General features: G+C 37.1%; 24 protein-coding genes and 1 pseudogene. 17 read left to right on the top strand and 8 right to left on the bottom strand.

Going from position 1 to position 26401, the window contains the following annotated elements:
• Window positions 1-360 precede the first annotated feature (360 nt).
• Window positions 361-1281: a 1,4-dihydroxy-2-naphthoate polyprenyltransferase gene (locus V2145_RS10170; RefSeq protein ID WP_094909919.1), complete on the top strand. Its 921-nt coding sequence runs from the start codon at window positions 361-363 to the stop codon at window positions 1279-1281.
• A gap of 28 nt (window positions 1282-1309) precedes the next feature.
• On the opposite strand, the gene V2145_RS10165 is transcribed toward V2145_RS10170, so the two are convergent.
• Both V2145_RS10165 and V2145_RS10160 read right to left on the bottom strand, forming a co-directional pair.
• Window positions 1310-2488 (bottom strand): alanyl-tRNA editing protein, encoded by a 1179-nt coding sequence (locus V2145_RS10165; protein WP_131886816.1) that lies wholly within the window; start codon window positions 2486-2488, stop codon window positions 1310-1312.
• A 205-nt stretch (window positions 2489-2693) separates the two neighbouring features.
• A pseudogene (locus V2145_RS10160) lies at window positions 2694-2894 on the bottom strand (manganese catalase family protein); the annotation flags it as partial.
• A gap of 149 nt (window positions 2895-3043) precedes the next feature.
• Between V2145_RS10160 and V2145_RS10155 the strand changes: the two are divergent.
• The 5 genes from V2145_RS10155 to V2145_RS10135 all read left to right on the top strand — a co-directional run bounded on the left by V2145_RS10155 (window position 3044) and on the right by V2145_RS10135 (window position 7446).
• Window positions 3044-3418: a PH domain-containing protein gene (locus V2145_RS10155; RefSeq protein ID WP_094909922.1), complete on the top strand. Its 375-nt coding sequence runs from the start codon at window positions 3044-3046 to the stop codon at window positions 3416-3418.
• A gap of 184 nt (window positions 3419-3602) precedes the next feature.
• The gene (locus V2145_RS10150) at window positions 3603-4556 is read left to right on the top strand and encodes an ABC transporter substrate-binding protein (protein WP_330987662.1); all 954 of its coding nucleotides are present in this window, start codon (window positions 3603-3605) and stop codon (window positions 4554-4556) included.
• A gap of 89 nt (window positions 4557-4645) precedes the next feature.
• Entirely contained in the window at window positions 4646-5656 is a 1011-nt protein-coding gene (locus V2145_RS10145; RefSeq protein ID WP_094909923.1) for a FecCD family ABC transporter permease, read from the top strand.
• Complete coding sequence (locus V2145_RS10140; RefSeq protein WP_131886814.1) at window positions 5653-6636, top strand: FecCD family ABC transporter permease; 984 nt, start codon at window positions 5653-5655, stop codon at window positions 6634-6636. Before V2145_RS10145 ends, V2145_RS10140 begins: the two co-directional genes overlap by 4 nt.
• Window positions 6637-6660: 24 nt before the next feature.
• The gene (locus tag V2145_RS10135) at window positions 6661-7446 is read left to right on the top strand and encodes an ABC transporter ATP-binding protein (protein ID WP_094909925.1); all 786 of its coding nucleotides are present in this window, start codon (window positions 6661-6663) and stop codon (window positions 7444-7446) included.
• A 30-nt stretch (window positions 7447-7476) separates the two neighbouring features.
• Here the strand turns inward: V2145_RS10135 and V2145_RS10130 are convergent, their stop codons facing one another.
• Entirely contained in the window at window positions 7477-8358 is an 882-nt protein-coding gene (locus V2145_RS10130; protein WP_094909926.1) for a LysR family transcriptional regulator, read from the bottom strand.
• Window positions 8359-8639: 281 nt separating this feature from the next.
• On the opposite strand from V2145_RS10130, the gene V2145_RS10125 reads away from it, so the two are divergent.
• Genes V2145_RS10125 through V2145_RS10110 form a run of 4 tightly spaced genes read left to right on the top strand, consistent with a single transcriptional unit; the run spans window position 8640 to window position 12398 of the window.
• Window positions 8640-9029: a GntR family transcriptional regulator gene (locus tag V2145_RS10125; protein ID WP_094909927.1), complete on the top strand. Its 390-nt coding sequence runs from the start codon at window positions 8640-8642 to the stop codon at window positions 9027-9029.
• Entirely contained in the window at window positions 9022-9921 is a 900-nt protein-coding gene (locus V2145_RS10120) for an ABC transporter ATP-binding protein (RefSeq protein WP_094909928.1), read from the top strand. The genes V2145_RS10125 and V2145_RS10120 overlap by 8 nt, the downstream gene beginning before the upstream one ends.
• On the top strand, window positions 9896-11902 hold the full coding sequence (locus tag V2145_RS10115; protein ID WP_094909929.1) for a DUF6449 domain-containing protein: 2007 nt from the start codon (window positions 9896-9898) through the stop codon (window positions 11900-11902). Before V2145_RS10120 ends, V2145_RS10115 begins: the two co-directional genes overlap by 26 nt.
• 13 nt (window positions 11903-11915) lie before the next feature.
• Window positions 11916-12398, top strand: a complete 483-nt coding sequence (locus V2145_RS10110) for an RNA polymerase sigma factor (RefSeq protein WP_094909930.1) — start codon at window positions 11916-11918, stop codon at window positions 12396-12398.
• Window positions 12399-12435: 37 nt separating this feature from the next.
• Here the strand turns inward: V2145_RS10110 and V2145_RS10105 are convergent, their stop codons facing one another.
• On the bottom strand, window positions 12436-13011 hold the full coding sequence (locus V2145_RS10105; protein ID WP_131886811.1) for a DedA family protein: 576 nt from the start codon (window positions 13009-13011) through the stop codon (window positions 12436-12438).
• 197 nt (window positions 13012-13208) lie between these two features.
• On the opposite strand from V2145_RS10105, the gene V2145_RS10100 reads away from it, so the two are divergent.
• Window positions 13209-14408 (top strand): DNA polymerase IV, encoded by a 1200-nt coding sequence (locus V2145_RS10100; protein WP_094909932.1) that lies wholly within the window; start codon window positions 13209-13211, stop codon window positions 14406-14408.
• A 112-nt stretch (window positions 14409-14520) separates the two neighbouring features.
• Entirely contained in the window at window positions 14521-14937 is a 417-nt protein-coding gene (locus tag V2145_RS10095; RefSeq protein WP_094909933.1) for an organic hydroperoxide resistance protein, read from the top strand.
• A gap of 32 nt (window positions 14938-14969) precedes the next feature.
• Here the strand turns inward: V2145_RS10095 and V2145_RS10090 are convergent, their stop codons facing one another.
• On the bottom strand, window positions 14970-15425 hold the full coding sequence (locus tag V2145_RS10090; protein WP_131886809.1) for a MarR family winged helix-turn-helix transcriptional regulator: 456 nt from the start codon (window positions 15423-15425) through the stop codon (window positions 14970-14972).
• 157 nt (window positions 15426-15582) lie between these two features.
• Here V2145_RS10090 and V2145_RS10085 point away from each other — a divergent pair, with 157 nt between their 5' ends.
• Complete coding sequence (locus tag V2145_RS10085; protein WP_094909935.1) at window positions 15583-15792, top strand: cold-inducible protein YdjO-related protein; 210 nt, start codon at window positions 15583-15585, stop codon at window positions 15790-15792.
• A gap of 323 nt (window positions 15793-16115) precedes the next feature.
• On the opposite strand, the gene V2145_RS10080 is transcribed toward V2145_RS10085, so the two are convergent.
• Together V2145_RS10080 and V2145_RS10075 are read right to left on the bottom strand one after the other, a co-directional pair.
• Complete coding sequence (locus V2145_RS10080; RefSeq protein WP_256993243.1) at window positions 16116-16226, bottom strand: LPXTG cell wall anchor domain-containing protein; 111 nt, start codon at window positions 16224-16226, stop codon at window positions 16116-16118.
• 121 nt (window positions 16227-16347) lie between these two features.
• Entirely contained in the window at window positions 16348-17328 is a 981-nt protein-coding gene (locus V2145_RS10075) for a LysM peptidoglycan-binding and 3D domain-containing protein (RefSeq protein WP_330987660.1), read from the bottom strand.
• Between the two features lie 312 nt (window positions 17329-17640).
• Here V2145_RS10075 and V2145_RS10070 point away from each other — a divergent pair, with 312 nt between their 5' ends.
• Genes V2145_RS10070 through V2145_RS10060 form a run of 3 tightly spaced genes read left to right on the top strand, consistent with a single transcriptional unit; the run spans window position 17641 to window position 21473 of the window.
• Window positions 17641-20169, top strand: coding sequence for a DEAD/DEAH box helicase (locus tag V2145_RS10070; protein ID WP_330987659.1), 2529 nt, complete (start codon window positions 17641-17643; stop codon window positions 20167-20169).
• Between the two features lie 21 nt (window positions 20170-20190).
• Window positions 20191-20853, top strand: a complete 663-nt coding sequence (locus V2145_RS10065; protein WP_094909939.1) for a cobalamin B12-binding domain-containing protein — start codon at window positions 20191-20193, stop codon at window positions 20851-20853.
• Window positions 20850-21473, top strand: coding sequence for a hypothetical protein (locus V2145_RS10060; RefSeq protein WP_131886806.1), 624 nt, complete (start codon window positions 20850-20852; stop codon window positions 21471-21473). The genes V2145_RS10065 and V2145_RS10060 overlap by 4 nt, the downstream gene beginning before the upstream one ends.
• Here V2145_RS10060 and V2145_RS10055 read toward each other — a convergent pair.
• Window positions 21470-25027: a CheR family methyltransferase gene (locus tag V2145_RS10055; RefSeq protein ID WP_330987658.1), complete on the bottom strand. Its 3558-nt coding sequence runs from the start codon at window positions 25025-25027 to the stop codon at window positions 21470-21472. The two genes, V2145_RS10060 and V2145_RS10055, sit on opposite strands and share 4 nt — an antisense overlap.
• A 530-nt stretch (window positions 25028-25557) precedes the next feature.
• Between V2145_RS10055 and proC the strand changes: the two genes are divergently transcribed.
• The gene (proC, locus tag V2145_RS10050; protein ID WP_094909942.1) at window positions 25558-26400 is read left to right on the top strand and encodes a pyrroline-5-carboxylate reductase; all 843 of its coding nucleotides are present in this window, start codon (window positions 25558-25560) and stop codon (window positions 26398-26400) included.
• The last annotated feature ends 1 nt before the right edge of the window (window position 26401 follow it).

The raw sequence follows: 26401 nt of genomic DNA, 5'->3' as shown, positions 1-26401 counted from the left end.
CAACTTTTAATCGTTCAGGCTTTTTTTGTTGATTGAGAAAAGTCAGTTCCTCCCCGGGCAAAGCGAGTAGCCTTAGTGCAAGAAAACGAACATTTTTACATGAAATGTTTTGTGATAGACGTTGAACACCTTCCAGTCGTTATTTTTTTGATATAATTCTATGTCGAATGTGTGAACTTTTTGTTATAATGGATAGGCGTTGAATAGGAAAAGCTGTACCAGATAATAAAAAATAGTATGAAAATAAAACGTTTACTTGTTTTTTTAGAAATATGTAAGCTGTGTATGGTCGCTTTCTACAATTATCAACTAGAAAGAGAAAGGTGACATGTTCACTTTTAAAATGAAAGGAAGAGGAAGATGAGTCAAACGAGTTACGCTCAACCTAAAAGACCGCTAAAAACAGTACTGTGGCAGTTAACTCGTCCCCATACATTAACAGCTTCGTTTGTACCGGTGTTAATTGGAACAGTAATGGCAATGTATGTTGGACAAGTTGATGTATGGTTATTTTTAGCCATGCTTTTTGCATGTTTATTTATTCAAATTGCAACGAACTTATTTAATGAATACTATGATTTTATAAGAGGACTGGATACAGAAGATTCAGTAGGGATTGGCGGTGCCATTGTACGCGACGGAATGAAGCCAAAAACTGTGTTGCAGCTTGCCTTAGCTTGCTATGGAATTTCTTTGTTATTAGGTGTTTACATCTGTATGAGTAGCACATGGTGGCTAGCACTTGTCGGGCTATTCGGTATGGCGATTGGATATTTATATACTGGAGGGCCGTTGCCAATAGCCTATACACCTTTTGGAGAGCTGTTCGCCGGTGTATGTATGGGTGCTCTGTTTATTTTAATTTCTTTCTACATTCAAACAGGCGTCGTTACGACAGAAAGTATTCTTGTTTCAATTCCTATTGCTTTTTTAGTTGGAGCGATTAATTTATCAAATAATATTCGTGATATTGAAGAAGACACAAAAGGTGGACGTAAAACGCTAGCAATTTTATTAGGCGAAAAGAAAGCAGTTTATTTTCTTGGATTTTTATTTGTTATTTCATATATCTGGATTGTTGTTCTTGTCATAACAGGAGTTGTGGGTGCGTTTGCGCTGTTAGTTTTCTTAAGTATCCCAAAACCGATTAGAGCAATTAAAGGGTTTGTGTCGGGTACTCCACCGATGAATATGATCGTTGCAATGAAATCTACTGCGCAGACAAATACGTTCTTCGGACTATTGTTGTCAGTTGGGTTGTTTATTGGCTATTACTTATAAAAAAACCACGCTTAACGCGTGGTTTTTTTTATACTTTATCTAAGTATTCTTGGAGATAAGAGATAAAGTGGTTACAATCTTCCATCTTTAAGAACTGCGCCTGCGCTTGGTTTGCACCTCCGCCACCTTTTCCGTTAAATTGAGAAAGATGCTCTTTAAAAAGGCTTCCACTGTGAATTTTATCAGTATTGTGTGCTAATAACACTTTTGGTTCTAAAGACGAAGAGAAGATACCAATTATGTTTTCAGTTTGAAGCAGCTGCTTAATGATAGCTTGTCCATCTTTTAACGTCTTATCTTCAAATTCATGAGTTAGAACAAAGCCTTGTTTTTTATCAAGAAGAGATTGAGATAAGTAATGAGCATTTTCAGATTTTAGCACGTCGTTTTGTTTACTAAGGACCTTGAAGTCAGCTTCTAGTTTTTCCAATCTCTCTAAGACAAGCTCGCTTTTTGTACTAAAATGGTAGCTGACTTGAGAAAGGATACGGTGGGTTTGTTCGTAGTCTTTTAGCGCTCGCATTCCGCATTTAAAGAACAATCGAGTATGTCCTCGCTGTTTTTCAGTTTTCAATAGCTTAATAATGCCTAGCTCACCTGTACTTCTCACATGAGTTCCGCAACACGCTGAGGTATCTAGCGTATGGATCTCCACAATTCGAATTTGTTCATCTTCTAACTCAGGCATTTTACGAAGAGAAAGAGTGGATAGCTGATCTTGTGATACATAATATGTGTTCAACGGCTTGTTCGCATAAATAGCTTTATTTACTGCCTGCTCAATTTCTATCAACGCTTTATCATCAATTGAAGGAACGTTCACATCAATTGAAGCGATATCCTTACCTAAATGAAAACTTACGGTATGTATGTTGAACACATCACTTAAGATTGCTGAGAGCAAATGTTGCCCTGTATGTTGCTGCATGTGATCAAAGCGACGATTCCAATCAATCTCACACTCTACTTGTATATCTACCTCTAATGGCTTATCAATTTCGTGGAAGACAGAATGATCTTTTTCCGTGACATCTAACACTTTATGTCCTGCAATAGTACCTATGTCAGAAGGTTGACCACCACCTTCTGGATAAAAAGCAGTTTTGTTTAGTTCAACGTAATAACGATTGTTGCTTTCGAATGAAGATAAAATAGAAGCAGTCCACTTTGTTGTGTAAGGGGACGTATAATAAATTTTTTCAATCATTTTGTCATCTCCTGTAAAGAAAAATTCAGTATCTAACTCTTATCCTAACAGAAAGTAAAGAGCAATGATAAAAAAATCTCCATCAACTTGTGATGGAGAATGGGCTTGTTTACATATGTGACGGAGGAAGCGTGTGGGAAGAGGTACGTAAGTTTTTCGGAAGTGTATTATAAATGTAAGAAGGAGCAGGGTTTAAGTTAGGCTTAAGCCCCTCCGTTCCTGTATCCATTAATAAATCTTTGTATTTACCATTTCCTCTAACGTTCCAACCTTGAAACAGGTACTGCATGGCAACTGAAATCTCTCCAAATTGGCCACCTAAAACTTCTTGAAGCTGTCTGGCAAAAATGGGGTCGGGTCTGTCTGGCTTTGAAAGGTATTGGAGTTCTTTTTCATGGAAAAACATTAACAACATCCTGTCTTTTTCAGTTCACTTTACAATCTATGTAAAAAAAGTGAAACATAACTATATTTGAGCCGTATAAAATAGTACCAGCTGTTTATGAGCCTATGATATAGGGTAAAAGCAGTAGGAAAAGTAAAGGAGTGAATCATATGGGTTTACTAGATGGTTTAATGGGCAATGCATCAGAAGTAAGCGTGTCTTCAGTAGAAAAAGATTTGCGAGATATTTTAGTACAGGGAGAACAGGTAGAGCATGCGTTTAAATTGATTCGCGATATCTTTGTTTTTTCTAATAAACGATTAATATTAATCGATAAGCAAGGTGTAACTGGTAAGAAAACAAGCTATCATTCCATTCCATATAAAAATATTACGCATTTTAGCGTCGAAACGGCTGGAACATTTGATTTGGATGCAGAACTGGTTATCTGGGTTTCAGGCTCAACAGCTCCAATCGTAAAAGAGTTTCGTAAAGATAAAAACATTTATGCAGTACAAAAAGCACTTGCTACGTATGTACTATGAGTAAGAACAAACCGCTTCTTTCAGGTCGAAAGGAGCGGTTTGTTTTGATAAAAATACTATTTATTTGCTAAGACAATCTACCAAATTGTGAGAAAACTATTGACGGTTCTAATTGAAACGTCTAGTATTAATGATAATGATTATCATATACGGTAAGGTTTATATGCAGTAGGAGGAAGTACATATGAAGAATATAAGAATGAAAAAAAGCTTGGGGATGGTTGCTGCTTTATCAGGGCTATTGTTTTTAGGAGCTTGCGGCGGAGCGGTTGAAGAGTCTAAATCAACTGGTGAAAAAAATGGTGACACTGTAACCGTGAAGCATGAGCTTGGCGAAACAGATGTTTCAAAAGAACCGAAAAAAGTAGTTGCGCTTGAATTGTCTTTTGTTGATGCGCTTGAAGGATTAGGTATGCAGCCTGTAGGGATTGCAGATGACAATAAAAAAGACATGATTGAAAAACTAGTTGATGGTAAAGTGGATTACACATCAGTTGGAACGCGTCAACAGCCGAATCTAGAAGTAATTAGCTCCCTTCAGCCGGATTTGATTATTGCGGATGTTCAGCGTCATAAAGCCATTTATAAAGATTTACAGCAAATTGCACCAACCATTGAACTGAAAAGCCGTGAATCTACATATGAAGAGAACATAGATTCATTTGAAACGATTTCAAAAGCAGTTGGGAAAGAAGACGTAGCAAACAAAAGGTTACAAGAGCACGAACAAACCATTCAAGAGTTAAAGGATACGTTAAAAGAAGAAGCCGGTCAAACAGTGCTGCCAGCTGTTGTACGAGACACTTCTTTCCAAGCTCATACATCTTCTTCATACGATGGGGAGTTTCTAGAGAAGCTAGGCTTAAAGAATGCTGTTGAATCAGAAGAAGCGTATGCGGAAATGAACTTAGAACAGTTGTCAGACATTAACCCAGGAATTTTAATTTTAGCAAATAATGAAGGTAAACTAATTACAGATGAATGGAAAAACAACCCTCTTTGGAAAGACTTAGATGCTGTGAAAAATGATAAAGTATTCGTAGTTGATCGTGATTTATGGACACGATTTCGAGGCGTAATTTCGGCTGAAGCAATCGGAAAAGATACAGTTAAGTTGTTAGACAACAAGACAAAATAACAACGTAGCGGCGAAATACTAGAGGCGAGAATAGATTCTATTCTTGCTTCTATTTGTTTAAAGAGAAACTATGAGAAAGTGTGTGTATCATGACGAAAAAATCTCAAGACAAGAAAATAAATAAATACGCAGTTGCTGTAATTAGCGCTTGTTTGCTGCTCGTTGGTATAGTGATACATATTGGTGTAGGCTCTTCATCTATTGGGCTTAAAGAGATTCTCAGCACCTTTTTTAATGAACATGATGCTTCCAGAGAAGCAACTATTATTCAAACCTTAAGGCTTCCCAGAGCTCTGTTAGCAGCTTTGATTGGAGCTTCTTTAGCAGTCGCTGGGGCATTAATGCAGGCTATTACGCGAAATTCACTTGCTTCACCGCAGGTATTTGGCGTAAATGCAGGGGCTTCGTTTGCCATTGTTTTAGTATTGCTCTTCTTCCCGATGTTTACATCTCAAGTAACCGTATATGCTGCTTTTTTCGGAGCCGCACTTGGAGGCGTAACCGTATATGCATTTGCTGCAGGTGGTAAAACAACGCATGTTAAATTGGCTTTAGCTGGCATGGCAGTGCATTTGTTTTTATCATCTTTAACACAAGGTGCGATCGTTTTAAATGAACAAGCAACGGACGTTTTATATTGGCTAGTAGGTTCTGTTAGCGGTAAAGATTGGACGCATGTAAAAATTGCGCTGCCTTGGACTATTTTAGGTTTACTTGGTGCTTTTATTTTGTCAAAATCTGTCTCTATTTTTGCATTAGGTGAGAACATGGCAACTAGTCTAGGTGAAAAAGTAAAATGGATTCGCGCTGCAGCTGGAGTGTTGGTCATTATTTTAGCAGGTTCTTCTGTGGCTGTAGCTGGGCCTATTGGATTTGTTGGGTTAATTACTCCGCATATTGCTCGCAAGATAGTGGGAGGAGATTATCAGCGAATACTCCCGTTTTCAGCAATGTTTGGAGCGATTTTGCTTGTATATGCGGACATTTTATCAAGATTTATCGCTTACCCTTTTGAGTCACCTGTAGGTATTGTAACTGCGCTCATTGGTGCACCGTTCTTTTTATATCTTGCTCGTAAAGGGAGGGGAATTAAGCAATGAAACAAAAAAAGCAAACATACATGAAGGTTTTGATGCTGGTGCTGCTAGTCATTGTAGCCTCTGTTATTAGTTTAGGAGTCGGAGCAGTATACATTTCACCAGTGGAAGTTATCCAAACGCTGCTGGGTACATCGCAGGATGGTTTATTTATCTTAAACAACTATCGAATTCCCCGTATTTTAATTGCACTTATTGTAGGAGCGTCGCTTGCGGTAGCAGGAGCGATTTTGCAAGGAATCTTAAAGAATCCTTTGGCATCTCCTGACGTCATTGGTGTGACGAAAGGAGCTGGACTGTTGGCTGTATTTGTTATTATCATTTTTCCTGGTGCTTCAATGATAGCTGTACCGATAGCAGCTTTTCTAGGAGCAGCGGTAATCGCACTGGTTTTAATGATTTTTTCGCATACCTCTGGAGCTAAACCATATACCCTCGCACTCGTGGGCGTCGCTCTCGGTGCAATTTGTCAAGCTGGTATTCAGTACTTTATGATTAAGTTCCCAGACAACGTAAATACAACGTTGCTTTGGTTGACAGGAAGTCTTTGGGGAAGGGGATGGAGCGAACTATGGTTTTTACTACCAGCACTCATCCTCACTCCTATTATTATTATCTTTACACCAAAGCTTGATATCTTGAACCTTGGAGATGATGTAGCTTCTGGATTAGGTGAGCGAACAAGAGCCTTACGATACACGCTTCTTGGGATTGCGGTGATTTTAACAGGAGTAGCAGTTGCTGTTGTTGGTACAATTGGCTTTATTGGATTGATCGCACCTCATATTGCAAGAAGGCTAGTCGGGAGCCAGTCAAAGTTTTTGTTGCCAACATCTGCATTAACAGGAGCTTTGTTTCTATTAATTGCTGATAGTGTAGGACGTGGTCTTGTGCCCCCAATTGAAATTCCAGCAGGCATTGTTACGGCCATAATAGGCGGTCCGTATTTTTTATATTTATTACGTAAAGAACAAAGCAGCTAATCGTAGTGAGAAAGGAAGAGCGTTGTGAACAAGCTAACAGCAGAGCAACTTTCGTTATCGTATGATAAAAATACAATTATTGATAATATTGATTTACACATTCCCCAAGGGGAAATTAGCATTATTATTGGAGCAAACGGGTGTGGGAAGTCAACCATTCTTCGATCATTAGCTCGCCTTTTAAAGCCAACGCAAGGGAGCATTTATTTAAATGGGAAAGACATTCATCGCCATTCGTCTAAAGAAGTAGCGAAGCAGCTCGCGATTTTGCCTCAAGCGCCGGAAGCACCTGAGGATTTAACTGTTAAAGAGCTTTGTTACTATGGACGCCATCCTCATAAAGGGCTATTTGCAAGGTATACGCAAGAAGATCACCAAATTGTTGATGAAGCTTTGCGTGCAACGCGCATGGATGCTTTCAGTGAACGTACGCTTGATGCTCTTTCAGGTGGACAACGTCAGCGAGCGTGGATTGCGATGGCCCTTGCCCAAGGCACCGATCTTTTACTGCTGGATGAGCCAACGACGTACCTTGATCTAGCTCACCAAATTGAAGTGTTGGAACTGCTTCGTTCGTTAAATCAACAGCATCAGAGAACAATTGTGATGGTTCTCCATGATTTAAATCAAGCTGCACGCTATGGTGATTACTTAATTAGCATCTCTGAAGGGGCTATTTATAAGGAAGGTCCACCTGAAGAAGTATTTACAGAAAAAATGATTGAAGATGTTTTTCGTTTATCTTCAACAATTATTAAAAATCCGGTGGATCAATCTCCAATTTGTATTCCAACAGGCGTAATTAGGTAAGAAAGCACACTTCAATTGAAGTGTGCTTTCTTATTGGTTAGAAGTTAACAGGTGTAAAAAAAGTTCTACAATTTTGTTTTGCCCATTTGTTGTTGGATAAATATACGAAAATTTACGTTTGAATGGTTCTGTATCAAGGTTTAAGATGGCTAAATTGCCTTGTGCAACATCTTGTTTTATAGCTGATTTAGAAAGTACAGACAATCCTAAGTTCTGCATAACAGCTTCCTTAACTCCCTGATTGCTGCTGATTGTTAGCATATTCTTCATTTTTAATCCATTTGAGCTCATCATCAAATCAAGGTAGGCTCTTGTCCCAGACCCCGTTTCGCGCGCAACCCATCCTTCGTTTTGCAGTTCACTTATTGCAACATGCTCCTGTGCTGCCAATGGATGAGAGGTACCAGCTACAACCACGAGCTCATCTTCCATAAACGGTTCAATATGTAACTCATGATCATCTGTTTGTCCTTCAATTAATCCTACATCTAACTTAAAGTGTCGAACAAGCTGAGCAATTTCTTTTGTGTTTCCAATCGTTACGTTCACATTTATATCGGGATACTGTGCTTGAAGTTTAGCGAGAAAAGAAGGAAGGACGTATTCACCAATTGTGAAACTTGCTCCAATAGTTAAAGTACCTTTGACTAAGTGATGATGTTCATAAATATCTCGTTTTGTATGCTCATATATTTGAATCATTTGCTTTGCACGAGTGTAAAGAATTTCTCCACTTGGCGTAATTTTTAATAATTTAGGTGAGCGTAAAAACAATGATGTTTGAAATTCTTTTTCTAAGTTTTTTATATGTACGCTTACGCTTGGTTGTGAAATTAATAATTTTTCGGCAGCTTTTGTAAAGCTTTTCTCTTCTACAACGGTCACAAAGGTTCGTAATGCGTCGTAATACATGATGAATCGCTCCTTACATAAAACATCTTATGAATTCATTATATAGTAAGTTTTTGCTAATAGATAGTACAATACCTATTTTCCTTATCTGATTTATAAGCTATTGAAGCGGGTTATTTCAGATCATCTATTTGTTACTTATTTGTAATAAAAGTACTTGTTTTTTCCAAAAAACGATGTATAATACTAACTGTAGTAACACATGTAGTACAGTTAATACAGTTAATACACCTAAACATAGTGCATGATGAATGATAAGCGAGATAGAGAGGAGGAAAAGTATGTTTGATTTAGATATTCGCAGTCGTAAGCCTATTTATGAGCAATTGGTTGATAAGTTAAAGGAGCTAATTATTCATGAGGTATTTAAAGCAGACGAGAAGCTTCCGTCTGTACGTTTGTTAGCGAAAGAACTAACAATTAATCCTAATACAATTCAAAAAGCATATCGAGAGCTAGAACATCAAAATTACATTTATTCAATTCCTGGAAAAGGAAGTTTTGTGACGGCGCAATCGGAACTATTAAACAATGAAAAGGTGAAAAAAATGAAAGAAGACTTAGTAAAACTTATTGCTGAAGCGATGTATTTGGGAATGGGAAAAGACGAGATCTTATCACTTATTTCACAAGCTGAACAAACCGTCAAAGGGGGAGAAAGTGATGATTGAATTAACAGAAGTAAAGAAATCCTTTGAAGATATAAAAGTATTAAACAATGTTTCTCTAACTGTTAGAAAAGGGTCTATTTATGGTTTGCTAGGATCAAACGGTGCAGGTAAAACAACATTATTAAAAACAATTGCGGGGATTTACCGTCAAAATTCAGGGAGTATACATATCAATAATGAGGAAGTTTTTGAAAATGTAGCTCTTAAAAAAAGCATTATTTTTCTCCCAGACATTCCTTATTTTTTTGCACAATCAACTATTAAGCAGCTTGCGCAATTTTATAAGAATATGTATCCGACGTGGAACGAAGAGCGTTTTCAGCAGTTAAAGCAGGCATTTCCAATTGACTTGAAGAAAAAAGTACACCGTATGTCGAAAGGAATGCAACGTCAAGTAGCATTTTGGCTTGCTTTATCTACGATGCCAGACATTTTAATATTAGATGAGCCTCTAGATGGACTGGATGCTGTTATGCGTCAAAAAATCAAAAATTTGCTTGTACAAGACGTAGCGGAACGCGAAATGACTATTTTAATTTCGTCTCATAATCTTCGCGAAGTGGAAGATTTATGTGATCATGTCGGCATATTGCACCAAGGCCAGCTATTAATTGAAAAAGACCTTGACGATTTAAAATCCGATATTCATAAAATTCAAGTAGCATTTAAAGGCGATGTACCGCTTGCATTTCATGAAGACTTAGAAATCTTATACGAAGAGAAGCGAGGAAGCGTACTTCTTTGTATTGTACGCGGTAAAGAAAAGAAGCTGGCGTCTCGTATTCAATCATACAAACCGCTTGTATTCGATATTTTACCGCTTACGCTCGAAGAAATCTTTATTTATGAAATGGGGGATGTTGGTTATGCCATCGAAAATATCATCGTTTAATCGAGGGCTGTTTACACAGTCGTTTAGAAGCGTGGGATGGATTGGGTTAGTTTACTCATTTCTTCTTTTGTTTGCTCTGCCTCTCCAGCTTCTGATGAAGTATACAGGTAATCCAGAGTTTAAGCCAGAAAAGATTAAGACATTATTTGAGCTATTTGATGGCTTACAGCTTGTCTTTATGTTTACAGTACCGGTTCTACTCGCGGTGTTTATATTCCGCTATATTCAAACAAAAGCAGCAGCAGATTATTTTCATAGTTTACCAGTTCGAAGAGAAGCCTTATATCACCAAAATATCATTGTAGGTATCGTGATTCTCGTCGTACCTGTGGTAATTACAGCGGGTATAATTGGTCTGATAAAAGGGATGTTAAACGTTGAAGACCTCTATACAGTAAAAGATGTTATGGTATGGGCAGGTTACACAGTCGTTTTTAACCTTGTTGTGTTCTTTGGAACAGTAGCATTCGGAATGTTCACCGGAATCTCAATCTTACAAGCTATTTTCCTATACGTTCTGTTTCTTTTACCTGGTGGCTTTATCATGCTTCTTTTATCAAATTTGAAATTTTATTGGTATGGATTCCCAATTGATTATTATTTAAATAAAAGTGCTGAAAAGCTAATACCGTTTTTACATGCAACGGAGTTAATGACAAAAAAGAATTTAACAATTAGCCCATGGATTTATGTAATACTTATCATTATCTTTTATGCCATTGGATACATTGCGTATAAAAAGCGTCATATCGAAGCGGCAACTCAGTCCATCTCATTTAAATGGGTGAAGCCAATCTTTGTTTACGGTGCGACAACATGTGCACTACTTGTTGGTGGTGTTTACTTTGGAGCCATGCAAGGAACGTTTGGCTGGATGATTTTTGGCTATATATTAGGTGCTCTTATTGGTTATATTGTTGCTCAGGTAATACTACACAAAACGTGGAGGATTGCTAAGTATTGGAAAGGGTTCGTGATTGCATTAGCTATTTTCTTTGCAATTGGTGCATTTGTTCATATTGATGCATTTGGCTATGAATCAAAGGTTCCAGCATTAGATGAAGTAGAAAGCATTTATTTTGAAGAAGGAACCTATTTACTAACTGAAGATCCAACTAGTGAACAGTACACAGAATATGGAAATGAGTATGTGCCTCCTTATTACTACACAAGTAAAGAAGCAGTTGAGGCAATTCATCGACTACATGAGCAATTAGCAAAGAATCCAGTCTCAATGACAAATAAGGATATTCAAGGAGATAATGGGCGCACAGCAGCAATAGCATATAAACTTAAAAATGGAAAGACGCTTGTGCGTGAATATGAGTTGAACTTTAAAGCGTACCATCCGCTATATAAGAAAATTTCTGAAACAAAAGAGTTTAAGGAAAACTTTAATCCATTTTTACGAAGTGGAGATATGAGCGACGTCACGAGTGTACAAATTAGTTCGGATGGACAAATCAGTAAGCAAGTTAGCATTCGAAATCCTGAAGATATTAAAGAGCTCGCTGAAGTAATAAAAACATCAATGAAAAACGAAACGTTTGAAGAAATGTACAGTGAGCGCGTACCATGGGCTTATATTGACTTCTATACGGGTCAAGGGAAAAATAAACAAAACGTAACCTGGGAAAAATCGTATGATGAAGTGAGCGAGTGGTTAAAGAAAAAAGGTTTATATAACAAAGCACGTGTATTACCAGAAGATATTGAAAAAATAGTTGTGTTAAAAAACCCGCATCAGCATGAAATAGATTTTTATGCAGACCAAGAGTTTCCTTCATTAGTAGAATCTGAGCAAACGATTGAAGTGAAGAATAACGATCAAAAAGAAGAAATTTTGAAAAACGTGTCTTGGGCCAACAATGGAGCTTACTTAGTTGGTATCTATTATAAAGAAGATCCTAGTACACCTGAAGTTCAGGAATTTACTGAAGAAACAGTTCCCGACTTTGTTAAAGAAAAACTATTAAAATAAAGGGAGAAGAAGTATGAGTGCTAGCAATATTGAACCATATTTGCGACAGGTGCTAGCTTATTTGCAAAAGCGAGGTGTCAGCAAGCAAGATGCTGAAGATATCACACAAGATGTGGCGATGAAATACTTAGAAAATCAGCATAAGGTTGAACACGGGAAAGAAAGAGCCTGGTTGTTTCGAGTTGCTTTAAATAAGCGCTGTGATTTAATCAGAAAAAATTCCGTTCAAACTCGCTATGTGTTAACACAGGGAGCAACAGAGCTGCAAAATGCGCCGATGGATTTTGTATTATCAAAAGAGCAATTTGAGCAATATGCGAAAGCGTTAAATAAACTAAAGCCTCAATACAAAAACCTACTTATCTTAAAATATGAGTATGGTTTGAAATATGAAGAGCTTTCTGAGCAATTTAATATGAAAGTGACGACTATTAAGTCAGCACTTTATCGAGCACGCAAGCTATTTATGAAGCATTATGCATATCAACTTATGTGAAAAAAAGCCAATCTTCTACTTAGAGGATTGGCTTTTTTCATTCCTTACTGCGCATTTTTCGTTTTTGGTACGCTAAACTTCCAATGCTGATGGCAATAAACAAAATAGTGAATTGAGAAATGGTTTCAAATGAAGCGGCATCATCAACTTTAAACCCCCATAAGAAAAACGCAAATGTCCAAATCAATCCAAACGAGAATGTTGTGGTTATATAATTAAGATGTGGCATTTTCGTTGTTCCTAAAAATAAGGGCATAACGTGGCGCATTCCCGGCAAGAAGAAGCTGAGCATAATACCAAAGGAACCGTATGAAGCAATAAGATTTTCAATTTCATATCGTTTTTTTTGAAAGCGTGATTGAGATAGAGATTTTATCGTTTGCTTGCGAAACCATCTAGCAAATAAGAATTTTATATATAAGCTAAGCATCATGGCACTGTAAGTCAGAAGAAAAGCAACAAAAGGGTGAAAAGTCGAAAGGGTGGCATGATTGCCTGCAAGCATAATGAAGAGAGGGTCTGGAATAGGTGTGAAATTAGCACCAATGATGATTAATAAAAAGAAATATCCGTATCCAAACTGTTGAATTACTGTAATAATTTGATCCACCACGGCGCTTCCTCCCTATTTTTGTCAAAGTTACTATAGTATACGAATGCTTTACAGGGATGTTCATTAAACAATCCGCCCGTTTTTAACTCTTTGTCCATCATATTACAAACTGCTGTAGAATTATTCACATTAATTGCTTTTTGGTTTAAAATAAGAACGTACATTCTGTTGGTTCGAATAGAAAGAAGGTGAGAGTGTTGAAAGAGATGTATCCAAAAAAGGGAAGAGTAATATTGCATATTGACGCGAATGCATTTTATGCTTCGGTGGAAGAAGCACGTAATCCAGCGCTAAAAGGAAAACCTATGGCCATTGCAGGTAACCCAAAAGAACGTAGAGGAATTGTGGTAACGTGTAACTATGCAGCGCGCAATGAAGGGGTATACGCACCGATGCCACTATGGGAAGCGAAGAAAATTTTCCCTCAGCTCATTGTATTAAAACCAGATTTTACTCTTTACCGTAAAGTATCAGCGCAAATGTTTTCTTACTTATCGACAATCTCTTCTATTCTTGAGCCTGCTTCAATTGACGAAGGCTACTTAGATATTACGGATTGCTTTCATCAAGGTACGCCGCTTGAGATTGCACAGCGAATACAGAACGACCTATTGAATGAATTACAAATACCTGTCTCAATTGGCATTGCACCAAATAAATTTTTAGCTAAAACGGCGAGCAATATGAAAAAACCTCTTGGAGTTACAATCTTAAGAAAGCGAGATGTTAGTCAGAAACTTTGGCCACATCCAGTAGTTTATATGCATGGTATAGGTGATAAAACTGCTGAGAAATTGAATGCTGTTCATATCCATACGATTGAAGAGCTAGCGCATGCAGATGATCATAAGCTAAAGACCGTAGTGGGAATAAGAGGAATAGAAATGAAGCAAAGAGCTAATGGAATTGACGATCGATCTGTAAACCCAAATCGCCGGTCAGAGTTTAAATCGATTGGAAATTCAAAAACGCTAGCGAAAAATATGACAGATGATCGTGAAATGGTACCGGTTTTAAATGACCTCACGGAGTCTGTTAGCCAGCGAATGCGCGCAAAAAAAGTAGTCAGCAAAACGATTCAGTTAACCATTCGCTACGGTAATTTTAAAACCATTACAAGAACCCAAACCATTGATCAGTGGACGAATCAGCAAAAAGTGTTGTTACATTGGGTAAACAAGCTGCTTCAAAAGCATTGGGACGGTGAACCTGTTCGATTGTTAGGAGTAGCTGCTTTACAAGTAGAAAGAATCAATGCTCGAGATCAAGAACAGCTGAGCTTATTTACATATGAACGACATGCAAAAGATGAACCGCTTTATAAAGCAGTTCAGGAGCTTCAAAGTAAGTATGGTGACGAAATAATACGCAAAGGGTTAAAAAAAGAGGAAAAGTGAGTATAGAACGAGATGTTTCAATCCACTCTAAAAGGGTAATATATCCATAGAACGTGCAAGAGCGTTTTTGCATGAGCAAGGACTTTACAATTACGTATATGAGGTGATTTCAATGTCAGTTTTATTTACTTCAAAAGCAACAGCAGTAGGCGGAAGGGAAGGGCACGTCAAATCAGATGATGGCCTAATTAATTTAGATTTAGTCATGCCTTCGCCAAACAATAAAAAAGAAGGAACAAACCCTGAGCAACTTTTTGCAGCAGGATATGCTTCTTGCTTCGACGGAGCTTTAAATTTAATTGCTAAAAAGCAAAAGCATTCTATTGAATCATCTATTACCGCTGAAGTTAGTTTAATGAAAGACCCAGCAGATGATGGATTTAAGCTAGCAGTAACGCTAAATGCACATATAAAAGGGGTATCTCAAGAAGATGCTGAAAAGCTAGTGAAAGCAGCACACGATTTTTGCCCATATTCAAAAGCAACTAGAGGAAATATTGATGTAACGTTAAACACAACGGCTGAATAAAAAAGCGGTGCACTTTTGTGCACCGTTTTTTTTTAATTGTTTTTTCCATTATAACTATGGATAGCAGTTAACAACTCATGAAGCATTCGTTTTAAATTTGCTAGCTCTTCAGGAGAGTAATCGGTCATATTAAATACTTCATCTGGAATTTGGCACGCTTTATCTCGAAGCGTAGCACCTTTTTCTGTTAAGCTTACTAACACAACTCGCTCATCTTCCTGAGAGCGTTCGCGGATTACAAGCTCTTGCTCTTGCATACGTTTCAGCATTGGAGTTAGCGTACCAGAATCTAAATATAAAAGCTCTCCCATTTTTTTTACACTAACTTGTCCATGCTCCCATAGGACAAGAAGAGCTAAGTACTGTGGATACGTGACGCCAATTTTATCTAAAAGAGGTTTATATACTTTTGTAATCTCACGTGACGTAGCATAAATCGAAAAGCAAAGCTGATTTTCTAACTTTAATCTTGAAAATAAATCGGTCATTTTAAGCTCCTTCAATATAATTGTTCACTATGTAATTATATACAATTTATCAAAGAGATTCAAAATAAACAAACATAAATTTTGACATAGTTTGTCAAAATACCTTAAATAAAAAAGCATTTTTTACATATACTAAGAAAAAAAGGGAGCTGTGCTCATGTATTTCGCGAAAAAAGGTATGGAAGAACAAGTTACTCAAATGATGGATACAAACGTTTATGCGTGCCAGTCTGACTCTTGTAACGGATGGATGAGAGAAGACTTTGTGACGGCAGATTATAATTGTCCAATGTGTGGAAATGAAATGTCTCAAGAAGTGAGAGAGCTACCTAAAATCAAGAAGGATTTTCAGTTTTATAATCGTTAAGCAAAGAGCGCCTAATAAAGAGGCTGGGGTATAAGTCATACAGCCAATGATAAACCTAAACGGTTGAGAGTTCCTTACTTTTAATCGTTCAGGTTTTTTTTGTTGATTGTGAAAATGAATTTGGAAACAAGGTGGAATGAAGCGCAGGGCACTCAACTCCTGCGGGATATAGAGTGAAACTGAGATCCCCGCAGCGAGGAGGGGCAGTCTCCTCCCGGCGGAGAGAGGCATTAGCGCAACGGAACGATTGTATTATGATGAAGAGCTCAGAAAAGGAAATATTCGTCTTTTTGGAAATTTGTTTTGTTATGTACGCCCCTCTTTTATTTTTTATTATGCTTGCGGCGTCTTTTAAAATAAAAGTAAAAGCCTCCTAATAGTAAAGCAACTAATAATAATACGCTCGTTGGAAAATATAAGGTGCCAATATTCATAGTCATAACCTCCAGTATAGCAATCTAAATAGTTGAAACGTTTACGTTGTCTTAGAATTCCTATTCCCTTTATGCAGAGGGTTAAACACTAAAATAAAAAAAGAAGCCTCCCAGGCTTCTTTTAGTTTAATATTTTAACTGTAACCGTTTTGCGACCCCACTTCATTGCTTCGCTTTGAGACGGAATAAAAACGTCAATACGGTTCCCTTTAATAGCACCACCCGTATCGCCTGCAATCGCTTCTCCATATCCCTCCACATAAACGCGTGATCCAAGAGGAATAACGGACGGGTCAACAGCAATTACTTTTTGATTTGGGTTTGCACGGAGGTCAATACCTGTCTTTGTAATACCACTACAGCCAGTACAAAAAGCTGTGTAAGCCGTAGCTACAACCTGAAATTCTTTCTTTACTTCCTGGTTTTCAGAAGGGGCTGGTGTTTGTGGCTTAGAAGATACAGGATTTGATACCTCAGGGGCAGCTGGTGCTGGAGCAACAGATCCATTGACTTTAAGCACTTGATTAATGTAAATTGTGTTTGCTGACAAGCCGTTTAGCTCCTGTAATCTTGAAACTGAAACACCGTGCCTTTGGGCAATGCTCCACAACGTATCGCCTGGCTTTACTTTATATGTACTAACAGGAGCTTGTTGTTCTGGTTGTTCTATTTTTTCATCTGCCGGTGCTGTTACAGCGCTGGAGCCATTTACAGTTAACACTTGGTTCACGTAAATAACATTGGATGATAGGTTATTATACTGTTTTAATTGCTCAACCGATAAGCCGTGAGATTTTGCAATACGATAAAGCGTATCGCCTGATTGAACTTTATGTGTATTTTGAGACGTAGAGGGTGATGGTAATGCTGTATTCGTGTCAGATGAACTACTAATATGTAAGGTTTGATTTGCATAAATGATAGTGGATGATAAGTTATTCCATGCTTGTAGGTCTTTTACTGATACATTGTATTTTTTTGAAATGCTATAAAGCGTGTCTCCTGACTGAACTTTATAAGTTTCCGCGTCTGCTGATGCCATGCCTGCAATTCCCATTGAAACAAGTGCCGTTGCACCAAGTGAAAAAATATGTTTTTTCATTCTTTTTTCTCCTTTGTGACTATGAATTTATTACCATTCTATCAATCTTATGTGACAGGAATGTTTCAATAGTATAGATAGTTTGTTACAAAAAAGAAAATAAAGGAGAAAAATTGTGTGTTTTTTGTCGTTATTTGTAGATATAAAGTCCTATCAATAGTTAATGATAGAAAAAATAGGAAATCCATGTCAGATTTTGTGACTGCATAAAGTGTTGGAACATGCTAGAATAGAAAAGTTGTAGAGAACGGAACGAATGAGTTGGAGGTGAAAGGCACTGTTAGAAAAACCTTGAGACAGTGCTTAACTCAATTGAAAAAAACAGTTTCACAGTATTTAAAAGAGTGGGTTCGGGCTTTATCAATGGAAATTAGCCACTTAAAGAAAGAAGGAGGGAGAAAAGAGCAGCTAGTTAACGGTGAATACGTAGGACGATATGGAGAAGCTTTTGTGTACCGTTTTCAGATGGTACGCTTTTTTCACATAATAGATGGAACGAGCATGCGTGTAAGGGTTCAAGATGCAGAGCTTGATGGCGAGATTTTAGCTCATGAAAAGCACGAAGTATATATAAAAGTAGGGGTCTATTTAGGGGCAGATGTTCCTGTCTTGTACTTGTTCAATGAACCATGGGAGCTTTTACAGGCACTGATTGACCGGTTAGAAGAACTGAAAGACTATAAGAAAAAGCGTGCAAGAGTTAAACGTTTAATGGCGGGTACAGCGAAGGTGAATCATGAAGAATACAAAATAAAAAATGATCTTCATGAGATTTTATTGAGAGCTCACCATAATCAAACAACGTATTTATGGGGGCCTCCTGGAACAGGAAAAACATATACGCTTTCACGTATTATTAATAGCATGTACCGAAAGAAGAAGCGTGTCTTGGTAGTGTCGCACAGCAATGCAGCGGTTGATGTATTAATGAACGAAGCATTAATGCGTATTGAAGCGAAGCATAAGTGGAAAAAAGGAGAGGTTGTACGTTATGGAGCTATGGCAAATGAAGAGCTTCAAACAAAACTTTCTACGACTCTATTAGTTGAACACGAGCATCCAGATCTTGCAAGAAAAGGAAAGGACCTGCAAGAACAATATGTACGTTTAACAAGATATCCTTCTAAAGAGCGTGAAATTCAACAGGTTAAAAAGAAGCTCACTAGCGTGAAGCAGGAGATGGCAGAGCTGGAAAAAGAGCTGGTACAAAAAGCAGTCATTATTGGAACAACATTAACTAAAATGGCAACGGACGCATCGGTTTATGAAAAAGAATATGATGTAGTAATTGTAGACGAAGTAAGTATGGCTTATACGCCACAAGTGGCTTTAGCAGCTTCTTTAGGTAAGCACATTGTTGTTTGTGGAGATTTCAAGCAACTTCCAGCCGTTTCTCAATCAAAGCATGCGTATGTGAAAGAAGCACTAGGACGTGATATATTTGAACAATCGGGGATTGCAGCACAAATTCATGAAGGAAACTGGCATCCACATTTAGTAATATTAAAGCAGCAACGTCGTATGCATCCAAATATTTCAGCGTTTACAAACGCTCATGTATATGGTGGTAAAGTAAGCGATCATCCATCTGTAGTACAGCGAGAAGCAGTTGCTCAACTAAAACCGTTTGTAGATAAAGCTCTTGTACTTCTGAATACAAGCGGTATTAAGACATTTGCTCAAAAAGAAAAAAATGGGGGGTCACGGTATAACTTAGTGTCTGCTTTTATTTCAAGTAGCTTGCTTATTCGCGCATTTAAAAGTGGAATTACATCATTAGGTTATGTTACCCCATATCGAGCACAAGCGCAGCTTGTAAGAGACCTAGTAAAAGGAACGATTCCTGAAGAGCATATTCTTGCTGCAACGGTTCATAAGTTTCAAGGTTCTGAAAAAGACCTTATGATTTTTGATGCGGTTGATAGTCATCCTTTTTCAAAGCCAGGCATGCTTCTTACAAATGAATTAGCAGACCGCCTTATAAACGTAGCAATTACAAGAGCAAAAGGAAAATTTATTATGATAGGTGACGTTCCTTACTTAGCTAAACGTTTGCCTAAAGAGCGCTTGCTTTTTAAGCTACTTCAATATATGAATGAACAAAATGTCATCTACCAACCGAATGAATATTTGAAAGAAATGATTCAAGATAGCCAGCTAATTTGGCGTAAAGGAATGGATGTTGACAAGATAGTAATGGATATTAGACGTGCGAAAAATAAATTGTTTATCGTGTTGCCTACTATAAAAGAATGGCCAAATAGGCTTTGGGAAGCGATTAATAAATTTCAGGGAACGGTTACAATTTTGACAAAAGAACCTGGAAGGCTTAAGGTCAAAGAAGGAATTGAAGTTATACCTTCTCATCTTCCTTTTTTTATCTTTGCGATGGATGAGAAGTGTTTGTGGTGTAGCAACGAGAGTAATCAAGGAAACTCTATTCCTTTAACCGTTCGCATTGAGTGCTTAGACTTTGTCCAAATGTTCTTAAGTTATGTGGATATGACGCCCGTTTTTAGTCATTCAAGGCAAGATTGGCTGCAGATAAATAAAATAGGATATTCATTAGCAGACTACTTAAGTATATGGGATCGATGTTCGGAATGTCATAGCGTTCGAGACGCTGAAGTGACAGTAAAAGGAAAAGTTCGGTTTGTTTGTCATCACTGTGGGAATACAGGTGGTATAACGAGGAAAATTTTCCAAGATTATTTAAGGTATGTAACTGCTGAATGTAAAGCCTGCAACAAAGAGGTTGAAGTTGCTTTTCGAGAAGGTGTTTACGCTTACTGTCCGTCATGTAAAAAAGAGGCGCTACCGAAAGATTTGCTTTCTATCTAAAAGAGAAAGGGTGTGTTCACTTTGGACAACCAAGCCCCCTTAGTATTAGCAAAATCACTTGTAGAAGGGAAGATACAAAAAAGTTGGTTGATCGTGGGTTCATATCTAGAAAATGGTTCGTCCTTATTGGATACGTATCTTTTAATAACCAATGCTATGTATCAGATTGGACAATGGTGGCAAGAGAATAAAATTTCAGTTGCTGATGAACATTTGGCTACCGCGACATGTGATTATGTACTTGCTCGACTACAGTTTACGTTGAACAAAGATAAGCTTCCAAGCAAGCGTGCTTTGCTTTTTTGTGTCGAAGGAGAAGAGCACTATATCGGTCTGAAGATGTTGGCGTCTTTGCTTGAAGAATATAGGTGGGAAGTGAAAAATTTAGGAGCTAATCTTCCTTTACCATACGCTATTAACAGCATTGAAAAGTGGAAGCCAGAAGTTGTTGGAATATCTATTTCACAGGTACATTTGTTGCCAAGCTTAAAGCAATACATTAACGAAATAGAAAGTTTAGCTTATCCACCGACTGTTTTAGTAGGTGGTAGGTTACTTCAACATTATGATCTAACTGGATATGGTTCAACACAAACCGTATTTATTAATAAGGTTGAACAATTTGAGCAGTGGCTGCTTGAAAACGCACTGAAGCAGTCTCTTGTATCGGGGGAAAAAATATGACGTCATTATCGCTTGAAGCTATTCCCGTTCCGTTATTTATTGTGGATAAAAATGGACGAATCATTGATTTTACACCGAGCGTTACTAAAACATTTTTACCAGCTCATGAAATAGCCGACATAATTGATAAAGATAGTCATCAAAAGCTAAAAACTCTCGTTCGAGAACGAGAAGAAAAGCGTGTGGAACTTAATATGGTTACGTTTGATAATCCGGTTGCTTTATTTGATGTTTACTATAAACCAGCAGCGTATAATAACCAGGATGTATTTATTTGTTATCCCGTTCATGAATATATGACAAATATTCAGTCAACGCTAAACCAATTTAGAAGTATGATTATTCAAGAGCCAGAACATGCAAAGCAAACATTGACTGTTATTGAAGAAGATCAAGACACCATTACTCAGCTTCATTCACTCTCATCTAAGCGTCAGCTACGGGAAATGAAAAGAAATGTAAAGACGGTATTAGATTTATTGACGATTATTCATCCGGATGTAATTGAAGCTGAAAAAGCTGAGTACTTCGATTTAATCGTTACTCAGCTTTCACATACACATGAAATTATAGACGAGCTTTTATGTCAATTAAATGAAAAGAATGCCGCCGTTAATTAAGAGAGGGGTAAGCGTATCTCAACGGTAGTACCTTTGTTTTCTTCACTATCATAGAAAATGGTTCCTTTGTGATTGCTAATGATTTTATGACTCACCATTAGTCCAAGCCCTGTTCCTTTTTCTTTGGTAGTAAAGAATGGTTCGCTAATTCTTTTTAAACGTTCTTTTGGCATTCCTTTACCTTCATCAATAACATGTACAACAATTCGTTGATCCGTAAGGTCATAGTTTGCATTAACGTAAATTGAACCTGGATTGTCCATTGCCTCAATTGCATTCTTCACCATATTAATAAATACTTGCTTCATATCTTTTTCAATACAATACATTGTAGGAAGGTCATCAGCAATATTACTAGTAATTGTAATGTTTTTCATAATGGCTTGTGTATGAAGAAGGGTACAGACATCCATTAAGATTGTGCTAATGTTTTTGTGCTCATACTTTACCACTTCAGGCTTCGCTAAAATCAATAGCTCGCTGATAATGAGTTCCAAACGGTTAAACTCTGACATCATTACGTCAATATATTCTTTTTTGTACTTTTCTTCTTGAAGCATCAACTGCAAAAAGCCTTTTAATGACGTTAAGGGATTGCGGATTTCATGCGCAATTCCAGCTGCTAGCTGTCCTAAAGCAGATAGCATTTCAGAATTTTTCAGCATGATTTCAGATTGTTTGTGCTGAGAGATATCCTCGCTTAATCCAATGTAATGAAGCACTTCATTTGCTTCATTTTTAATCGGCATTAATAATAAACGCTGCCAAACGGCTTCACTGTCATCGTTTGTATAAGAAATCTCACCATTCCATTTCTTTCCACGATATACTTCATTCCAGATAGAAGGGAAGTTTTTAACTCCTAGCTGCTTTGTATAAAAGTCGTATACGTGCATGCCAAACATTTCTTTAAAATCAACTTTGTATTCTGTGAACTTTTGATTCATATATTTAATTTGACCTTGATGATCCGTAATAAAGATACTTGTTGGGCTATGGGCAACAGCAAACGAAGTAATTGCTAGCTCTTCATTTGAACGCTTAATTTCCGTAATATCAATGAATGTAATAACCACGCCGTTAATTAAGTTTTCTGTTGTGCGATAAGGCATCATTTTCATACTGTACCACTGTCCGTTATCACTTTGAATTTCTTTGTGAATGGTTTCGTTTGACTGCAGTACATAGCGAGCATCATCAACTAAGTTGTTATAACGCAGGTTATGGGAAATATGAAAGAAAGGCCTTCCAACATCCTGATGTAGCACGTTAATAACCTTTTTCGTTTCCGGTGTAAACAGTTTGATATGAAGCTGATCATCTAAAAAGATTGTAGCAATAGTTGTACTAATTAATAGATTGTCAATATCATTATTCAAATCTGTTAATTCGTCAATTTTGCGTTCATATTGATTATTAACGCTAATCAGTTCTTCGTTGACAGATTGAAGTTCTTCGTTTGTAGACTGAAGTTCTTCGTTAGAAGCAATTAGCTCCTCATTTGTTGATTTTAATTCTTCATTTGTTGTTTCTAATTCTTCAATCGTTGTTTGTAAATGCTGTTGCGTATAGTGTAGCTCTTGCTCTAAATCAATTAATAATTCATTAATAGTACTTGTTTGATTTAAGTACAAAGTCTCTTCTATAGCAGAAGTACCAATTACTTCTTGCTCGTCAAATACGAGCAGGTGGAGTGAATCATTTGTTGGAAACGAAGAGACGGTCAAATTAAACCGTCTTGTAGATCCATCAATAATAAAGTCAATATCTTGACAACAAACGCTAATTCCTTGCTCTTTGACACGTTTTATAGCAGCTCCAATCGCTAATGAAACGTGTACGGGAACCATTTTAAAGATTGTGTAATGAATTTTTCCAGCTGGGACATTAATTAGCTTTGTAGCGTCTTTAGAGCAGAAAATTACTTCATTATATTCATTTAAAACAAGACAAGGACTCATAAAGTTATTGATTAATGCTTGATACATGCTATCCAACTGCAAAGAAGGAAGTGGTTTATAAAGCTGGTTAGGTATTGGCGCATGTGTCATTGTTGAGTCGTTAGAAATTGACTTTGATAATTTAAATGAGCTAGCTAGCTGTCTGTTCGGTTGACCTGTGCTTTTGAATACTTTCCACTTGTTACTGATAGGTTGAAATAAGTTAGATAGCTTTCCTGTTGTTTCGCTAGGTCCTAAGAATAAAGTCCCTTCATCTGTCAATGAAAAGTGGAAGAGCGATAAAATTCGCTGCTGTAACTCAGCTTGAAAGTAAATCAACATATTCCGACAGCTAATTAAGTCAACGTTAACAAACGGTGAATCCTTTGCAATATTATGTGGAGCAAATACAATCATTTTGCGAATGCTTTTTTTTACTTGATAAGAATTATGCTTTGTTGGTTCAAAGTACTGACTGATTTGTTCTTCTGAAAACACGCTTAAGTTATCTTCTGTATAAATTCCCTGACTCGCAACTTTAATCGCTTGCTTGTCAATATCTGTTGCAAAGATTCGAACATCGAAATAATGGTTAACAGTTGATAAATATTGATGAAATAGAATAGCTAGTGAGTAAGCCTCTTGGCCAGTGGAGCAGCCTGCAACCCAAATGCGAATTTCATCTTCTTTACGCTCAATTTTTCGATTTACAATCTTGGGGATTACCTGTTCTTCAATTAATGAAAAAGCTTCTTTATCCCTCAAAAATTGCGTTACGCCAATTAATAAATCACGCTGAAGATCAACAATTTCAACAGGATGAGCATTTAAATAATCTCGATAAACTTCCAGCGTCTCACATGGAGTATCTAATAAAGACATTCGCTTTTCAATGCGCCTAAGCACGCTATTTTTTTTGTAAAGAGAAAAATCAATTCCAGTTTTCTTTTTTATTAATGTGAAAATATATTGAAGAGTTTCTTCATTGTATTGAAAGTCATAGTTTAGTAGATTGTTTTGAATTAGTTCAGGCATAGCTGAGGGTGAAAGAATATAATCAGCTAAGTGAGCTTGGACTGCGCTATGAGGCATATCTGGGTATTTTGCAGTTGTTTCATCCTGAACTAAAACGGTTCCGCCTTCTGCGCGAATCAGCTTAGCGCCTTCTGTCCCATCGTTTCCTTTTCCAGATAGAATAACGGCCGTGCAGTTTGTTTTATGACTCAAAGCTAAAGATGAAAAGAGTTTATCAATTGGAAATTTCACTTGTTCATTTTGATCGTAAGGTGTTAGCTCTAATACAGAGCCTTTTAAAGTAACAAAATAGTGAGGAGCAGCTAGGTAAACAGTATTTTCTTGTAACGTCATACCGTCTTCAATTTGAACAATATCCATATTGGTTTTTTTGGCTAAAAGCTCGGGCATAAAACTTTTATATTTTGATGATAAATGCTGAATAACAATAAAAGCCATGCCGTTTGAAGAAGGCATATTTGCAAAAAATTGCTCAATTGCATCTAGACCACCAGCCGAAGCCCCAATTCCTACGACATGGATGGCTTTTTGGTTATGTACTTCAGGTGATAAGATGGTAGAAAACGTTTTGTTTTTCATATTGTGACCTCCAAGTTCCGGTGAAATTCTGTTTTCTATATGTTAGGAGTGAATTTTACCGATAATAGTATAAATGTATTAATGGTCAGCGAAAGTTTTCTTCATCTGTCATTGAGTAGAAAGCTAATCATTATCTACAGACTGAAATCTCATTAGAAATTCTTAAATGAGGTAAATAAAGAAAAAAATTCTAAAATATCCATATATGTATTTTAGCAAATCTTAAGGTCTGTTCAAATCCTGTTTTGTAAATTTCTTTATAATTATTGAAAAACATCCAAAATAAGTAATTTACCCTCAATTATCAAGCATAAACATAAAAGTAGCAAAAAAAGTCGATTTCTGGAGGATTTTCTAATAGAGAAATTTGTTGAAAAATAATTTTGAATTCGTTTTCATCTCTTTTGTACTATGTGCTGATAGCATTATTTCTACCTTGTCGACAGGTTGACAGTCATTTTGAGCGTGTTACGATAGTTACCGTTGAAAGAATACGAACAAAAATACGAACATTTGACAGGGGAGATTTGATGATTAAAACAAAAAAGATTGCTTTTCTAGGTGCCGGGTCAATGGCAGAAGCAATGATTTCTGGTATGATTGATTCTAACATTGTTCCAGCAAAAAATATTGTGGTAACAAACCGCAGCAATGAAGAACGCCTCTTAGAATTGGAAAATAAATACGGTATTCAAACAAGAAAAAGAGCTAATTTAGACATGACGGATATTGATGTGTTCATTTTAGCAATGAAACCAAAAGATGCTGAGCAAGCATTATCCTCTTTAAAACCCAATATCACAAAAGATCAAGTTGTTTTATCAGTGCTAGCTGGTATTTCAACAGCCTTTATGGAAGATCTATTGCATGAAGAACAACAAGTTGTTCGAGTGATGCCAAATACCTCAAGTATGATTCAACAATCTGCTACAGCAATATCTCCAGGACAATATACAGCAATGGATTCAGTCATTTTAACAAAAGAGCTACTATCGTCAATTGGTCAAGTTTACGTTATTGATGAGAAACAAATGGACATTTTCACAGGCATTGCCGGTAGTGGACCAGCGTACTTTTATTTCTTAATGGAGCATATTGAAAAAGTAGCCAAAGAAGAGGGGTTAGATCCAGAAGTAGCCAGAGCAATCGGAGCACAAACCATATATGGTGCGGCAAGAATGATGATGGAGCGCGACGAAACGCCAACAGAGCTTCGGGAAAACGTAACGTCTCCAAACGGCACAACAGCAGCAGGCTTGAAAGCACTTGAAGAACATGGTGGCGGCACGGCAATTATGCGCGCGGTAAAAGGAGCATCAAACCGTTCAAAAGAAATGAGTGAACAGCTTGAAAAGGTATCCAGCAAACCATAAC

Origin of the sequence: Priestia sp. GS2, assembly GCF_036409025.1 — a bacterium.
Taxonomy (GTDB): domain Bacteria; phylum Bacillota; class Bacilli; order Bacillales; family Bacillaceae_H; genus Priestia; species Priestia aryabhattai_A.
The sequence above is the reverse complement of the archived record's forward strand: the minus strand, read 5'-3'. Positions and strand labels throughout refer to the sequence as shown.